This window comes from Actinomyces sp. ICM47 (genome assembly GCF_905369875.1).
GTDB lineage: Bacteria > Actinomycetota > Actinomycetes > Actinomycetales > Actinomycetaceae > Pauljensenia.
Window position 1 is genome coordinate 50,455 of record NZ_CAJPJE010000003.1, and the last position, 15,895, is coordinate 66,349.

Annotated in this window: 9 protein-coding genes; 8 read left to right on the forward strand and 1 reads right to left on the reverse strand. The window is 59.6% G+C overall.

Annotated elements, in window-relative coordinates:
- Positions 1 to 199 precede the first annotated feature (199 nt).
- On the forward strand, positions 200 to 1,597 hold the full coding sequence (locus tag QZ149_RS01275) for an FAD-dependent oxidoreductase (protein ID WP_291448972.1): 1,398 nt from the start codon (positions 200 to 202) through the stop codon (positions 1,595 to 1,597).
- A gap of 172 nt (positions 1,598 to 1,769) precedes the next feature.
- Here the strand turns inward: QZ149_RS01275 and QZ149_RS01280 are convergent, their stop codons facing one another.
- Complete coding sequence (locus QZ149_RS01280; RefSeq protein ID WP_291448975.1) at positions 1,770 to 4,139, reverse strand: S8 family serine peptidase; 2,370 nt, start codon at positions 4,137 to 4,139, stop codon at positions 1,770 to 1,772.
- Positions 4,140 to 4,643: 504 nt separating this feature from the next.
- Here QZ149_RS01280 and cas6 point away from each other — a divergent pair.
- The 7 genes from cas6 to QZ149_RS01315 are packed head-to-tail and all read left to right on the forward strand — an operon-like array spanning position 4,644 to position 15,890.
- On the forward strand, positions 4,644 to 5,363 hold the full coding sequence (cas6, locus tag QZ149_RS01285) for a CRISPR system precrRNA processing endoribonuclease RAMP protein Cas6 (protein WP_291448977.1): 720 nt from the start codon (positions 4,644 to 4,646) through the stop codon (positions 5,361 to 5,363).
- Positions 5,364 to 5,392: 29 nt separating this feature from the next.
- Positions 5,393 to 6,091, forward strand: coding sequence for a hypothetical protein (locus tag QZ149_RS01290; RefSeq protein WP_291448980.1), 699 nt, complete (start codon positions 5,393 to 5,395; stop codon positions 6,089 to 6,091).
- A gap of 13 nt (positions 6,092 to 6,104) precedes the next feature.
- On the forward strand, positions 6,105 to 8,174 hold the full coding sequence (locus QZ149_RS01295; protein ID WP_291448982.1) for a hypothetical protein: 2,070 nt from the start codon (positions 6,105 to 6,107) through the stop codon (positions 8,172 to 8,174).
- Complete coding sequence (locus QZ149_RS01300; RefSeq protein ID WP_291448985.1) at positions 8,171 to 10,303, forward strand: RAMP superfamily CRISPR-associated protein; 2,133 nt, start codon at positions 8,171 to 8,173, stop codon at positions 10,301 to 10,303. The genes QZ149_RS01295 and QZ149_RS01300 overlap by 4 nt, the downstream gene beginning before the upstream one ends.
- Positions 10,300 to 13,104 (forward strand): RAMP superfamily CRISPR-associated protein, encoded by a 2,805-nt coding sequence (locus QZ149_RS01305; protein ID WP_291448988.1) that lies wholly within the window; start codon positions 10,300 to 10,302, stop codon positions 13,102 to 13,104. The genes QZ149_RS01300 and QZ149_RS01305 overlap by 4 nt, the downstream gene beginning before the upstream one ends.
- Positions 13,097 to 13,696, forward strand: coding sequence for a hypothetical protein (locus tag QZ149_RS01310; RefSeq protein ID WP_291448989.1), 600 nt, complete (start codon positions 13,097 to 13,099; stop codon positions 13,694 to 13,696). The genes QZ149_RS01305 and QZ149_RS01310 overlap by 8 nt, the downstream gene beginning before the upstream one ends.
- Positions 13,689 to 15,890 (forward strand): RAMP superfamily CRISPR-associated protein, encoded by a 2,202-nt coding sequence (locus tag QZ149_RS01315; RefSeq protein ID WP_291448991.1) that lies wholly within the window; start codon positions 13,689 to 13,691, stop codon positions 15,888 to 15,890. The genes QZ149_RS01310 and QZ149_RS01315 overlap by 8 nt, the downstream gene beginning before the upstream one ends.
- Positions 15,891 to 15,895: the final 5 nt, after the last annotated feature.

A 15,895-nucleotide genomic window follows, 5' to 3' on the forward strand; every position in this document is an offset into this window, starting at 1 on the left:
GCTCTATTCAAGCATGCCGGAGGCACTTTCAACGACCGGCAGGACCACACTATGACATAGCGCTCCCATACAACAGCCAATCGACTGGTATCTCGCCGTTTGCGAGTGAAAAGCGACACGCCCGGGGTGGTCACCCTGTGGAATAGATCCGCCACCCAGTCGTTCTAATAAGTATCACCTCACTAACTGAAGGAGAAACATGTCCACGAACGCAATCGAGACCGTCGACCTGCTGGTTGTTGGCGGCGGCAAGGCCGGCAAATCCCTCGCGATGGAACGCGCGAAGGCCGGCTGGAAGGTCGCCATGGTGGAGCGGCGTTTCGTCGGCGGCACCTGCATTAACGTGGCGTGTATCCCCACGAAGTCGCTGGTCAACTCGGCTCGTCGCCTGAACGACGCCCGCACGGATGAGGCGTTCGGCATCGTCGGTACCGAGGGTGCGCGCGTGGACCTGGCGAAGCTCCGCGCCCACAAGGAGGGCATCGTCGGTGCCATGGTGGATGCGCACGAGAAGATGTTCGCGGCCCCCGGCCTGGATTTCATCCGTGGCGAGGCTCGTTTCACGGGCGAGCGTACGGTGACAATCGCGCTTGAGGAGGGCGGCGAGCGCACGATCCGCGGCGAGCGCGTCCTCATCAACCTGGGTTCGCGCCCGGCGCGTCCCGCGATCCCCGGCCTGTGGGAGTCTGGCGCGTGGACGAACGAGGAGATCCTGCGCCTGGAGGAGCTGCCTTCCTCCCTGGCGATCATCGGCGCCAGCTACATCGGCGTGGAGTTCGCATCGATGATGGCGGCCTTCGGCGTGGACGTTACGCTCATCTCCTCGGGGGATCACGTGCTGCCGCGCGAAGACGAGGACGCCGCCCGCGTCGTTGAGGCTGGCCTTGAGGCCGCCGGTGTGCGCATCGTGCGCGGCCGCGCGGCGTCGGCCTCGCGCGAGGGCAACACAACGACGCTGACGCTCACGGATGGCTCCACGGTGTCCGCCGAGGCGGTCCTGGTGGCCGTGGGTCGCGTGCCCAACACTGACGGCATCGGCCTGGACGAGGCCGGGGTTGAGTTGACGGATCGCGGTTTCGTCGCGGTGGATGAGCACCTGCGCACGTCCGCTGAGGGCGTGTGGGCGGCCGGCGACTGCGCGGGCACCCCCATGTTCACGCACGCGTCCTGGTCGGACTTCCGCATCATCCGCGCGCAGCTGACAGGCGCGTCCCTGGATGATCCGACGACCACCACGAAGGACCGCACGATCCCCTACGCCGTGTTTGCCACCCCCGAGCTGGCCCGCATCGGCCTGTCCGAGGGCGAGGCCCGCGAGGCCGGCCTCGACGTGCGTATCGCGAAGGTTCCGACGGCTGCGATTCCGCGCGCCAAGACGCTGCGTTACGCGGGCGAGGGCTTCTGGAAGGCCGTCGTGGAGGCGAACACGCACCAGATCCTGGGCGCGACGCTGATCGGCCCGAACGTCTCCGAGGTGATTACCTCCGTGCAGCTCGCGATGGCCGGTAGCCTGACCTACGAGCAGCTCCGCTTCCTCCCGGTCGCGCACCCGACCATGGCGGAGGGCCTGCAGATCCTCTTCGATTCGTTGGGCTGACACACCGGAGCGAGGCTAGGGCGCTTCGAGTGCCCGAAGCCCCTTTTCCGCTCTGGAACATATGAGCGGGCGGGTCCGAACCATACGTTCGGACCCGCCCGCTTTCTCATGCTCTCAGGAGAGCGCGAGGACACGTGACCGGGGAAGGGGCCACGGCCTCGTCAGTGGTGGCTCAGCGGCGCAAGGCACCCGACTTGCCGAAGGTGTACCACGTGCCATCGATCTGGACGCGTCCGGTCACCATCTGGCCGGACTCGTTCAGGTAGTACCAGGTGCCACCGTCGTTGACCCAGCCGGTCGCCATCGCGCCCGACTCCTGGAAGTAGTACCAGGAGTCGCCGATCTTCGTCCAGCCCGTGGCCATCTTTCCGGAGTCCGCCAGGTAGAACCAGGAGCCGCGCACCTGTGTCCACCCCGTCGTCATCGCGCCGGAGTTGTCCATGTAATACCAGGCGTCGGCGACCTTGGTCCAGCCGGTCGCAATGCGGCCGGAGGTACCCAGCCAGTGCCACGCGCCATCGTAGGAGACCCAGCCGGTGCCCAGGATGCCGTTCTCGTCGAAGTAGTAGCTGTCCGCGCCGATGGCGAGCGGACCCTTCGCGCACGTCGAGTCGGTGTAGCAGTACTTCCAACCGGCGGGGTCGTTCACCCACGCGCCGCCCTCGTGAGCGGATGCATCGACGTGGAAGTGGACGGCGTCCGCGACATCGTCATCGGCGCGCTCGTCCTTGTTGCGGCCCTCCGCGGTCACAGTGACCGAGGCGAAAGGCTCGTCGGCGGGCAGCTTGCTGGTGTCGTAGGGGCCGCCGAGGAGGACGACCTGGTTGCCGGTGAACTCGCCGGTGCCCTCAACCGTCACGGGATCCTGGTCCTCGACCTTCATGGTGGCCGTGGTGACCGGGCCGGTGACGGTGGTGCGCACGTAGATCATGCCTGCGACGTGGGCGTCGGCCAGCGGACGCCAGTCAGTGCCGCCGTCGTAGGAGTACTCGATGCTGCCCATGACGGGCTTGGGCTGATCCTTCAGGACCGCGTCGAGCGCGTTGACCAGGCCCGCGCCGCGGTATTCCTTGCCGTCCGTCGGCTCGGCGAGGCGGTCGTAGGTGTAGCCGGCCTGCTTCTTGACCAGCGCGATGACCTCATCGGCCGTGTAATCCGGGTGGATCTCCTTGACCAGCGCGGCCACGCCCGCCGCATGCGGGGAGGCCATGGACGTGCCCGACAGGTAGCCGAACGGCGGATCCTTCTCCCAGGTGGGCATCGTGGACCAGATGCGCTGGCCGGGTGCGGCCACGTCGACCGAGTTCTTGCCGTAGTTGGAGAACCCAGCGCGCTCTAGCTTCGCGGTAGCCGGGTCGGCACCGGTCGGCAGCTTCAGCGCGGAGACGGACAGGACCGAATCGCCCAGCATCGCCGGGACGTCGATGCCGCCCGCGACGTTACGCTCAACGGCCGCACCCTCAACGTCGTTGGGGGAATCCTTGTCGATCGTCGGGTTGTCGTGGTCGTCGTCGGAGTTGCCCTCGGAGGCGAAGTTAACGACGCCGTGCTCCTTGGAGTAGCGCACCGCGCGCGACGCCGCTTCGAGGCCCGCGGCCTGGGAGGCCTCGTTCGGCAACCAGAAGGCGTAGGGGTCCATGTAGTAGCTGGAGTTCGACACGTCGACGTTGTGCTCGGCCGCCCAGTCGAAGGCGCAGGCCACGTACTCGGGGTAGAAGGAGCCGGCCTTGTTCGAGGTCTTGATGGCGATCAGCGTCGCGTCGGGTGCCACGCCGTCCACACCGTAACCGTTGTGCGAGGCCGCGATGGTGCCGGCGACGTGCGTACCGTGGTAGTGGTCATCCTTCCAGGCCGAAGGGTCCTGGTTGGGGATGCCGTTGACCTGGCAGCCGACCGAGCGCGAGGCGTCGATGCGGTCCTTCAGGTCTTTGTGGTCGGGGTCGATGCCGGTGTCCATGACGGCGACGGTGACTGTCGCGCGGGGCACGTCGACCGTCTGTGCTTCGACCGCGCCGATGGCGGACAGGCCCCAGGCGTTGGCGTCGCCCTCGTCGGGGATGAAGTCGTTGAGCTGGGATTCGGCAGACAAGCCGGTCTCGTGCTCGGCGGCGGCCTCGTTGACGGCGTTCGCTTCGGCGTCGGTCTTCGTGGGCTGCTCGGTGCGGACCTCGTCACCCGTGACGGTCTTGTAGCGGGTGGGGCCGATGGAGTCGTAGGAGATGCCCGCGGCCACGAGGCTCTTGCCGAGGTCGGGCGCATAGGCTGCCTTCACCGACTGGACGAAGAAGGAGTTGAATTCGGGGTATTGGGCCAGGACCACGCCATTTTCCGAGGCCTTGGAGACGGCCGCGTTGAAATCGTAGCGCGAGGCGGTGGCGGGCAGGTTGACCGCGTAGTTCATGACCTCATCCTGGGCGCGCGCCTCGGAGGTGATTCCGGCGACGCCTTCTGCGTGGGAGGGCGCTCCGAACGCGGTGAGAGTTAAGCCGACCGTGAGGGCGGCTCCTCCCGCGATGAGGGCCTTCCATGAGCGTTGGTGCATCAGAGTTCCTCGTTTCTGTGCTGCTGTGCTAACGGAGACGCGGCCCCTGGTCAGTCCAGACAACGCGCCATAGTGTCAATCATCTCAAGGTTCCTGACAAACCTCCCAGAGGGGTTTCACATTTTAAGAAGTCTTGACCTAATTTGTGGCGACGGGTAGGGATTTGAGCATTTTTGACGACGGGCGGCAGGCTTATAGCAGCTCCCAGTCCACAAATCCGCAGATGAATCCAACAATGCACTAGACAGTTGTTCACCAATTGAAATAAATAGCGGTACTCAAGGCGACTTTCATGCGGGAAAGTCCTTTTACGCAGGCATTGGTCGACTAGGCGCAACACTTGACAGTTGGACATGATCTGTCAGACATTTTATGCTACCGTCAGAGATGACAGTCACACGCGAGTGATGGGAGGCACCGATGCCAGCGTCCGTTTACGTGAGCTTTGACGCGCCCGAAGGGGTGCCAGCCACACCTAGGCGGCTTCACGCTGCCCTGTCAGCAGTGTTGGACTTACCGCCGGGTATCAGCCCGGCCAGGGCTTCCCAGTTCCCGACGCTGGCGCACCGGCCCCCGCACGGCGCGGGCAGCGTGAAACCGTATTCACTTGGGGAGCTATGCCACTCCGAATCCACGTTCGGCGTGGAGGTGCGTTTCCTGGATGATCGCCTGGTCGATACGCTGGATGCATGGCTGTCGTGGGGAGGCGTCATGCGCGTGGGCGCAGGCACCGAGGACGACGCGGTGCTGATTGCAACCGAGGGGCAGATCATCAACCAAGCATCCTGGGAGGAGCTGGCGCAGCAGGACCAGGACACCGCGTGGGAGATACGCCTGGTCACGCCGACGACGTTTTCATCGAAGGGGCATCACGTTCCGAGCCTGTCTCCGGCGACGATTGCGACGAGCCTGCAGCAGCGCTGGTGGACGTGGAATCGGAGGCTCGCTCCCCCACGCATCGACCGTCATGCCATGGCGAGTGTGCTGGCGACCCAGGATTTCACACACTCATCCACGGTGTCACTGGTGATGCCACGCAACTCGGGCCAGGGCCGCCTCAGCTCACGCCAAATCCCCGCCCACGAGGGCCACCTGCGCATCAGCGGCGTCGAGGGGGCCGAAGCGACCCGCATCTTCTCGCGCCTCATGGCCCTGTCCGCATACACGAACGTCGGCTCACACACGAGCTTCGGCATGGGCGTCATAGACGCTGTGGCCGCGTAAGACAACCACATTTGAGGAACAGAACCATTATGAAACAAAAACACTGGCTGATTAACGCAAGCATCTTCTCCGTCGCATTGCTTATCGTTCTGTGGGCATTTAATTGCGTAAACATTTCTGACGACAGACGCTGGACGGACCTAACACAGACTTTTCTATATCCTCTTAGCTGCACCTTAATTGGTTCAGTAATTTTGAGCTGTGCGGCAATAGCAATATCTAACAATATTCTCGATAGATACAACGATCGAATCGGATACGGATTAACCAATAGAAAGATATATTTTGAGGGGGACTCAGATTCTATTAAGACAATCAGAGATGCCCTCCAGATTTCCAACCTCATCAAGTCCGAAAACTACATGGACTCAACTATCGCCGCCTACGAGGCCGACATAGCAATTCTCTGCATTGAAAAAGAGCCAACAAAGCAGAGCGAAGAAGAACCCACAAAGAAAAGTGAGCAAAATTCAAACAGCCCTAATCAAACGAGCGATTCGAAGGAAATGTCGAAGTGGGAGAAAGAAGCGCACGATCAAGTCACCGCCTTGAAAGCCACACTAACTCCACAACAAGCGCTCATCGTCTACACGGATGGCTGGTTACACGATGACACTAAGGCTGAGATTAATAATCGCCCGTTTTCAGTTCTCGTTAATTTCAGCGGTCGAATCGTGAGCGACATTCATTCACTCCTGACAACACTTCCCCCACGCAATGGCGAGTAGGGAGGAACCGACCATGACAAGTTACCTCGTTATGCTGCAGACGAACAGTAATCAACCCTTCATCTTTTCGTCGCCTCGCCTGCGCGAGCAGATCGGCGCTTCCTTTGAGATCACGCTGCTGTCCCATTGGGTGAAGGAAGAAGCGCAAGAGATCCTCAAGCAGAAGCCCCTCACCGTTCCGAACTCCTTCTGGGTCTCCGACTCGTCCGGCAAGGTGATCGTCCGATTCACTGGACACGGAGACGAGCCAAAGAAGAAGGCCAAGGAGCTGATCAGGAAGGTCACCCTCCGAGCCCTCACCGACGCCCCGGGCCTCGACGTCACGGGTGTCTTCGTCAAGGCGTCATCCAACACGGTAGATGCGGACGACCTACAAGAGCTTGATCGCGTGTTCTTGGACTACTCGCTGAACCGCCGTCCGGCGGCGGCGCGCTTCCCGCAGTTCCCGTTCCTGGAACGGGCCGACGAATCCGCACTCCCAGCTGTCGTACCCTTAACAGAGCCAGAGACGAATAGGATCTACAAGACGGCGCGTGCAGTCGGAGTTAAGGAATCATACGAGGGTCGCGCAAAGCTCAAGGAACAGAAGAAGGTAGAAAACACCGAAGGCTCGCAGCCTACTGTTTCCTTTGATTTCAACTCGATCCTGTACACGGCTACGGAGGAAGACGCAAAACCCGAGCACAAGCTGTCGCTTCCCGCTCGCGTCAAGCGCGCGTGGGCGTTGCCTGCGCGTTTCAAACAGCTCGACGACATCGCTGGTCATTTGAAGACTTCCATGGCCGATCTTTATCGCGATCCAACCCGTTTGGAAGCAGCCTTTCAGGAGACAGCACTCGGCGAGCAGGAAATAATCCAAGAAGGCGACGCGTCCCAGGGATCAGATCTAGACCAGGACCCCACTCCTCCTCTTCTGTCCTCAGTTGGTGTAGTCCATGTTGACGGTAATGGCGTGGGCGCGATCATGCGTGATCTTGGTAAGGCATTCAAAAAGACGAAAAACACGCTCGACAAGCTCGCTGAACCACCGTATCCGAGAAAACTAAACCCGTGCGGCGAGAAACCTCCTCGTGTCCGCCCCGATGACAGTACACCCTCTGATTTCCAGTGGTTCGTCATGGAAGTGAACTACCGCCTCGACGGGGTCGTCAAAGCGGCGGTGGCCTCGGCTTGGAAGGACCTGGAGGATTACGCGCATGGACGATCAGCTCCTCCAGTGGTCCCCGTACTTGTCGGAGGCGACGACCTCACTGTCTATGTGGAAGGACAGTTCGCGATCCCGTTCGCGGAATCATACGTTCGTCACTATGAGCAGCTGACCGGCGAGGACGAACTCCTTAGCAAGCTCGCAGTTATCGCCAACGCGCCGAAACAGGGCCCTCTCACGGCCTCGGCAGGCGTGGCCATTGTGGGTCGTAACTTCCCGTTCCACATCGCCTACGACTTGGCGGAGGGCTTGGTCTCGCGCGGGAAGAAGCTCGGCAAGAAGAAGGATGAGGCTCCCTGTTCGACGATCGACTTCCACGTCCTGCGCGACGCGACGGTGCTCGACCCGGAGGAGACGTTGGCCGAGTACAAGGGCCGCACGCAGCGTCCCTTCCTGGTCGGCCACTACGCGCCGGAGCGAATCGGGGAAGCCACCACGACCTCGTCCACTGCGAAGAGTCTGCAGACACGGGATCAGTGGAAAGAAATTCTCCGCACGGTCGCAGTCTTCGATGGCAAGAAACCAGACAACCCCACGCAGACCACCGGCGACCCGTTCCCGCGTGCCCGCGCGAACCGCATCGTGAAGCTCCTCGCGGAAGGAGAGGGAGAGAAGGCTGCAACAGAGTGGGACTACGCGCTACAGAATGCCCCCAGTGCTGGACGCCTCGCCAAACAGTTGAAGCTACTCCCGCCTCATTCGTCGAGTTCCGATGAGGCTGGCGAGGCCCTCGAGCAGATCAAGTGGCTCCTGGACCTCATCGACCTGTCTGAGAACTTGCCTGACGGGTACCTCGCTTCTCGAATCGGCCAGGGCACCGACGGCGCTGGCTTCCAGGAAACAGCAGACGATTCCACCGAAGGAGGTGCCAAGTGACCACCGATTCACCTACCACTTCTCCTACCGCGAGCGGCCACATGACTATCGTGTTCACGTCCGACTGGGGCGTGTCCACGGGCGTAGGCCACGCGGGACGCACACACTCAAAAATTGAGCGTTCCGGCGACAAACCGGTCGTGCGCGGCACGGTCATCACGGGTGTCCTGCGCGAGCAGGCGATGCTGGCGGCGAGGGCCCTCGATGGGGCGGAAGAGGGGAAGTGGACCGGCTTCGCCCTGTGGCTCTTCGGCCAGAACCCCGACGGCAAGCAAGGCTCTGACCCCCACCCGCGCCACGTGATCTTCTCGGACGCGGCCCCGGCCTCGGCCTCGGCGATCCCGGTCCACGACACGGTATCCCTGTCCATCGACCCAACCACGGGGACGGCGCGTGACCAGTTCCTGCGCTTTACGGAGCGGGCGGCGCCCGGCGTCCTCACGGGCACGTTCACCCTCATCGACGAGGCCGGGGCTGAGATCTCCGATCCGGAGAAGCTCAAGGCGGCGCACTTCCTCCTGGGGGTTGCGGGCCTCATGGTCCGAGGCATCGGCTCAGGCCGCAGCGGAGGCGACGGCGAGTGCACGGTGGCGGTCAGCGACAAGGACTACGTGGAAATCGGCCTACAGGATGCGAAAGCCGCCGACGCGCTTAAACGAATCCTGGCGAACCAAGATAACGACAGCCCCACATACTCGTCGGAAGACGTCAAGACCGTCGCAAATCGACTGCGGTGCCGCGCTCAGAAGAGCTTGAAGCAGATCCCAGACCTGCCAAAGGCTCTTCCGAAGGACAGCCCCCAAAACATCGCAATGCCCAGCCTTCAGCAGTCGGAGTCCGGTGACACGACCTGGTACGAAACGGCCCTCGACATCGTTCTTGATTCTCCGGTTGTCTCCTACGAGGTTCCCTTCTCGAACGAGGTGCGGTCGTTGGACTTCCTGCGTGGAACCGTGTTGGTCCCGTGGCTGCACAACCTCCTGCGCAAGAAGTATCAGGGGGGCAGTGACCTCGTGAAATCCGCTATTATCAGCGGTGACCTACGTATCAGCGATGCACTTCCGGTTTACGAGAAAACTCCTGGTTTGCCCGTTCCTTTTGTTCTGGAGAATGAGAAGGTTCGCGAGGACAAACCCAAGGACAAACAAGACGATGAAGAACCCCGCACGCTCTTCAACAGGCATATTCCCATTGACGATCAAGAGTGCGGTGAGAACACGATCCCCACGCGCGGCTGCTATATCTTCGTTGACTCGAGCGGCGTTCCCGCCACGGGTTGGATCGGGAAGCCCTCGCTGATTGGTCGGCAGTCGACGGCGATCAGTTCGGAGACGGGTGCAGCGAAAGATGGGCAGCTGTTCCTCGTGCGCGCCCTGCCCGCCGGGTTGAAGCTGCGTGCCTCGATTGTCGTGTCGGAACGACTACTGAGTGAGCTTCGCGGCACCGATGCTATTTCCGCAGACTCACCTCTGACGCTCGACCTCGGCATTGCTGAGCAGTCAGCCTTCCTCGGATCCCGCAAGCTCACAGGCACATTCGGACGCGCCCGCTGCACTGTGGGTAGCACCTTCACCGAGGTGGGAAGCACCCCGCCCCCGGTAGAGGGTCCGGTAACCGATGAGGGAACCCCGGCCTCGTCCTCTGAATCCACCGAGGTCGTGTCTCTGTGGTTCACGTCCGACGTGCTCGCACGGTCGAGCGCTCTGGGACCAGGCGGGAGCGTTGAGGATCTGGAGCTTGCCTTCAGGCGGGCCAACGTTCCGGTCACGGTCGTTCATGAGAGCACTGACGGCGAGCCTCATTCACGCCCCGATCAGGACTCGAACAACAAGAATCGCAAACGGATTCTGACTGCGATCCGGCACCGGCGCGTGGACTCGTGGTCGCCGCGAGATAACGCGCCTCGCGCCACGCGGCTGGCGATCCAAGCGGGTTCAGTAGTCCAAGTGCGTATCTCCCCGGATGATCTGGGGTCGTTCAAGGCACTCGGACATATCGGCGTCGGTGAGCTGACGCCCCAGGGATACGGACGCTTCCTCGTGGACTCCCCCATCCTGGCGAAAGCGACGCTGCCCTTGTTCAAGACCAGGAGTAAGAGCTTTACAGCACCAACGGAGGCTGCCTCATGACCATTTACCGCTACGAATTGACGATCCCCGTGCGCGTCGTCTCCGCGCTGCACTCCGGCGGCGTCGATGAGGCACCTGTGCGCCCCATGACCGACGAGGACGGCCGAACCGTACAGCCGAATGCTTTCGTGCGCAATGGGCTGGGCGAGGCGATTCTACCGGGTCGCTCCATCAAGGGAGCCATTCGCGCCGCGTTCGAAGAACACATGAATGAGCTTGACTTCGTCGAGGAAGACCTCAAGAGCCTGTGGGGCGGTGAGATGCGTCGGGATGTCGGTACTCGCAAAAAGCAACGTGGGGATGGAACCGACGAATCTCTCCCGCTGCGGGCCAGTGCTCTTACCTTCCACCACGCAGTGGTGTGGGACCGCGCTAGCGGTGACCTCCCCCACCGTATGAGCACAGCCATTGACCGCGCCACAGGCGGGGCCGCAGACGGCGCACTTTTCGCATACGAGTACCTGCCCGTGGACACGACTTTCGAGATCCGAGTCAGCGCCGAGACACAAGACCAGGCTCCCGCAAATCGTGGGGAAACAGAGTCCACGAAACAGAGCGAGGAGCCAAAGGGGACTCCGCCTGCAAGCCCTACCCTCGTTGAAAAGGCCCTGGATGCGGTCGTCACACTCATCCACAGCAAACTCATCAGCCTCGGCGGCAGGACAGGGGCTGGGTGGGGACGTATCGAATTGGGCCACGACGAAGTTCGTCGCGCGCAAGTAGCTATCCCCGCACCGGTCGCTAAACCGGGAAAACCGACGGATCCCCTCGATCAGCTGCTCAACCCGCCCCGGCCTAAACCGCTCGAAGAAGCTGCCTCGAGTTCGAGCTTTCTATCGGCATCCACTTCTCTCGAGATTGAGTGGAAAGCTCCGTCGGGGTTATTCGTCGGAATGAACAAACCCGACGGCATCAAATCCCCGGAAGAAGACACGGTACCCGCAGCGCCACTGCGCAACTGGCACCTCAATGACACCCATCGCGCCGATCACGGGGATGCTACTTATCCGAAAGTCGCGCATGAGGACAAGGCCTCGCTGCTGCTTCCGGGCACGTCGATCCGCGGGGCGTTGCGGTCTCACTGTTCTCGCATCGCTCGCAGCATCGTCAGCGACGGCGAAGGTTCTGACGAACTCACGATGGCGGAGGACGTGCACAAACAGCTCGCCGCAGATCCGATCCTCGTGCGCTACTTGTTCGGGACAACCGAGTACCGGGGAGCGGTCCGCGTCCATGACTGCGAAGGGCGGATATCAGAAGAAGAGCCTCTTAAGCTCACACGCAACGCAATCGATCGAGTCACCGGAAGCGCTGCCCACGGGGCGTTGTATTCGGAGCTGCTGTATCCGCACGTCACATGGGATTCGATTCAGATCGACATTGACCACGCCCAACTCTGCCGCAATATTCGCCAGGACCCTGGCGGTTTCGTGCTTCCAGACCCCTCATCATCAGACAAGGATTATGAGCTTCCAGGTTTCAAGATCCGCCTGCAAGCAGCTATCCTTCTCCTGACCATGGCCGTCACCGACCTCTGCGAGGGAGTCCTCCCTCTTGGCGGAGGGACAGGCGGGGGCCTTGGCTTCATCGAGGTCTCCCGAGTATCGTTCATCGGATTGCCAGACACTACGTCACAAGTTGAGATTCCCTTCGAGGTGCCCGATCACCCCGAAGATTCTCACGAGGTGTACGAGGCTCGTACGGACTTTGCACGAAATATTCTGACGAGTGTAATCTCTGCCTTCGGCGAGAAGTGCCCGGAGGTGGCATCGACAGAGCACACTGCAATCAATCTGATTCGGAAGTGGGTGGGGTCAGAATCCGATGGCGATCAAGAGAGCTCTGCAGCTCAACGTATTCGACCGACGCAGGTGCGGATCAGCTGGAACTCGCCAACCGGTGTGTTCGTACACGACCCTCAGTCAGATGACGGAAATACCCAACATCCCCTGAGGGTTAAGACTGCTGGCAAAAGCACGACAGACAGTGCAGCTCCCCTGTTGATCCCCGGTACCTCAATTCGCGGTGCACTGCGCTCCAGGTGCTCGCGGATCGCTCGGACCGTACTGTATGCCGACAATCCCCCATCACCGGTCGAGAGCTTCACTCAGGCAGATAGCGATGGCAACCAGGTACCTATCGATATTCACGAGCAACTGGCCAAAGAGCCACGGCTCGTGCGTTACATGTTCGGTACCACCGAATACCGTGGGGCAGTTCGAGTCCGAGACTGTACGACGAAGGATACCGGACCGTCAGTCACAGTCACACATAATGCAATCGACCGGTGGACAGGAGGAGTCGTCGAGGGGCTGCTGTTCAAAGAGGTGACCTATCCACATGCCACGTGGAACGACATCGTAATCGAGGTTGACACCGCACGTCTTCTTCAGAATGTGAAGACTGAATCGGGTATCGGCGGCCTATCACTCGATGAGTGCTTACCCTTCGCCCGAGCGTCCTGGTGTCTCCTATGTATTGCCCTAGCGGAACTCAGCGCGGGCACACTTCCCCTCGGAGGCAGGACAACCCGAGGCCACGGCCAAGTTGAGGTAACGAGCCTCAACGTGTCTAGCGCCGATGGCGCGGTCATCGTTCCTCCTGACAACGAACAGCTATGGCCAACCAGACAAGGCGACGGAGATAACGCGGTCCCTAGCGCCGCACACACAATCCTCGCGTATCTGCATCGTAAACCGGGCGATAGCCGATCATACACGGGGTGGGCTGATTACCTCCCAGAATCCAATACCGAAGCATGTGAGGCCTCGACGCATAAGGACGTGAAAGCAGATGAGTGACGAAGAAATTAAGAATGACGAACACACCTCTACCACTGTCCCTTGCCGCCTGGAGGTGACCGAGCACAAGATACACCGTGCCGTGGAGCTGCCAACGCTACTGGCTCATAAATTTAAGGACGGCAAGATAGCCGGAATTGTGTGGGCAACAAACGGCACGCGTCAAGTACCGGATGTGAAGTCCGCACGCTTCGATGACTCAGGCACATATGAGATACGTTTGTGGCAGGTCATCGACGATGCCGACACAGACTCCACACTCGCTCACGAGTTCCGATGGGCGCACGGCGTTGGCGCCGTTGAGCTGACGCTCACCGCCAGCACAGCCGAGGAATCGTCCGAAGGATCGGAGTCAGGAAAGCCCTGTGTGAGTGGATGGGCCCACAAGGTGAGCTATGTGCAGCACGAGTCTTCTGGCAGTGGCGATACGGATTCTGCCTCGGAACCCACCTCTGGTCGGACAGAACAGGACGGGCAACACGTCACCACAAAGCCGATGACGGCAGTCGAGTTCATCCAAGAAGAAGATAAGTACGGAAACACGGTCGTGGTCGACCAGCTATTCACGGGAGAGTGGAAATACAATGCCTAAGATTCACGCAGCGGCAAATAGGATTCCTGTTCTACGAACCAACAATACGCTCAAAAACTACCCGGAACTCAACGATCGAGAACCAGCATCACTAGACCACTTTCCAGCTCACACTTGGAGCGGATCCATAAGGTTTTCCATTACAGCAAAAACACCACTCGTTTACGGAAATGTAGACGAAGATACAGGTGCAATCTCGGTTCCAACAAAGACGGCCAAGGACAAGGGGAAAGCGACAGATACGATTCCCATTTTACCCGCAACGATGGTGAAGGGCATGCTGTCTAACGCCTATGAAAGGGTGACATCGTCCCGCCTACGGGTATTCGGAGACTACTCAGAACCCCTCACATATCGTATGGATCCCGCAGAATGCCAAAATCTCGTCCCCACACTCGTGCAACCTAATAAGAGAACAGCGGTTTTGCTTACCGGAACCCACGACAGACTGCCATCAGTTAAAAGAAATAACAACAGTCGACCAATTCCCGTCATGATGGCTGCGACACTTCGAACAAGACAAGGAAGTAATACAAAGTTCGCTCCAAGAATGAACAACAAACGCTTATTAGCACTAATTCGTCCAACCCAAGGTAAACGGTACCGTCGAGTAGAGTTCGACGCAAAGCTAGTCGACAATGGCACATACGCATACTGGTTCATCTATGCCCTCTACACTAACACTGAACCACAGGAGCGCGTTCCGCTGTTTGACGAGAACATACTCACCGGGGAGGACTTAAATGAGACACTAATCAAACAGGGAGGATATGTTTATATCACCACGGACCCGGACGACCTTGAAAAGGGTGCTAGCACCTTCGGCAAAAAAATGGCGGAACGCGTTTTCTTCATAGAGCGCGGCGGACCTAACAAAATGGCGTCTATCCCCGAAGGAACCGACAGCCATCCATCTCCCATCGAGAAATATTTCCAAGTACTCGCGAGCTATTCACAAAACTGGGATAGCGAAACGGGAAGCACCCCAAACATCTACATTCGCCAATACGAAGAGATACTCACTAAGAAAACTGACAGTTTCTTTGCTTACTCACTTCTGTCAGAGAACCCAATAGGCAAAATGGTAGTAGATACACTAGTACCTATTTCCGTCGGACGCAACGCTTACACAATGTCTCCGCTGGCAGTTGCAAGGCGATCTCACATAGCCCCTGCCGAGCATTTCTGCGAACTATCTCCAGCCGATCGCTTGTTTGGCTACGTAGCACACATCGACAAAACCACATCAAACCCTGACCGCAGCAGAGAGCCCGCCTCTTCATTTCAGGGACGAATCTCAGTGACTGATGTTCGTTACTCCGACGGTGCGGGACAAGGGGTATCTTCACTGAGGTTGAGACCACTCTTAAATCCTCGCCCTTCCTCTGCTCGGCGGTTCTTAACACGTATTGACGGCTCGAACATCAACTCATTTGGAAAGAAGGTTAAGCGAAGTCAGTATTTCTCAACCGAGCCTGAACAGGCGCTCGGGGCCACTACTTACCCCATCGACCGAAACGCATGGGAATTGATTGACAAAGAGAGCGGATTCCCCGAGAAGGCACTCAAAACACAGAGCGACACCGACAAGGTTACATCCGAGGTGAAGTCATACGTCAAAGCGGGCACACAGTTCGAAGCAACCATTCATTTTGAGGCACTAACTCATTTTGAGCTCTCATGCCTCCTTTGGATTCTGGATTCATCGAATCTTGTTCCTCAGACCTGGCCTCGACAGCACATGAGTAGAACCCCATCAGAACGGGTTGGTTATCTACGTCTCGGCATGGGAAAGCCACTTGGCCTCGGTGTCGTCCAAGTTGACCTTTCCCCTAATGGCTTCCGCGCTTGCAAGACCAATAATGACGGAAGCGACGCAACCTCCTCTCTGTGCGCATCCTATGCTCAGTTGACGGGATGCCTGGGCACGGTCACCTCAAATTCAGACCCCTCCGAATTTCAGGTTCCCATAGAGTACCTGACTACTCCTTGGGTTGAGTCTTTTCAACGTTCATGCTTCGGCTATGGCGACAAGCTTGAAGTGCGCCATCTCAACCTTGAGGAAAACAAGGCGAATAACAGGACGGATTGGCGCACTGGCCTCCCACTTGATGGTTCTGGCATCGAACCCGGCCCCCTCTGGGGTCCAACCAGTGACCAGCCTATCCAACTCCCAGATCCACATAAGAAATAGGGCCG

Excerpts from the sequence above, each read along its gene's own strand:
- QZ149_RS01305 (WP_291448988.1), top strand. The coding sequence starts at position 10,300 with ATGACCATTTACCGCTACGAATTGACGATCCCCGTGCGCGTCGTCTCC.
- QZ149_RS01290 (WP_291448980.1), top strand. The coding sequence starts at position 5,393 with ATGAAACAAAAACACTGGCTGATTAACGCAAGCATCTTCTCCGTCGCA.
- QZ149_RS01295 (WP_291448982.1), top strand. The coding sequence starts at position 6,105 with ATGACAAGTTACCTCGTTATGCTGCAGACGAACAGTAATCAACCCTTC.
- QZ149_RS01275 (WP_291448972.1), top strand. The coding sequence starts at position 200 with ATGTCCACGAACGCAATCGAGACCGTCGACCTGCTGGTTGTTGGCGGC.
- QZ149_RS01280 (WP_291448975.1), bottom strand. The coding sequence starts at position 4,139 with ATGCACCAACGCTCATGGAAGGCCCTCATCGCGGGAGGAGCCGCCCTC.
- QZ149_RS01315 (WP_291448991.1), top strand. The coding sequence starts at position 13,689 with ATGCCTAAGATTCACGCAGCGGCAAATAGGATTCCTGTTCTACGAACC.
- QZ149_RS01310 (WP_291448989.1), top strand. The coding sequence starts at position 13,097 with ATGAGTGACGAAGAAATTAAGAATGACGAACACACCTCTACCACTGTC.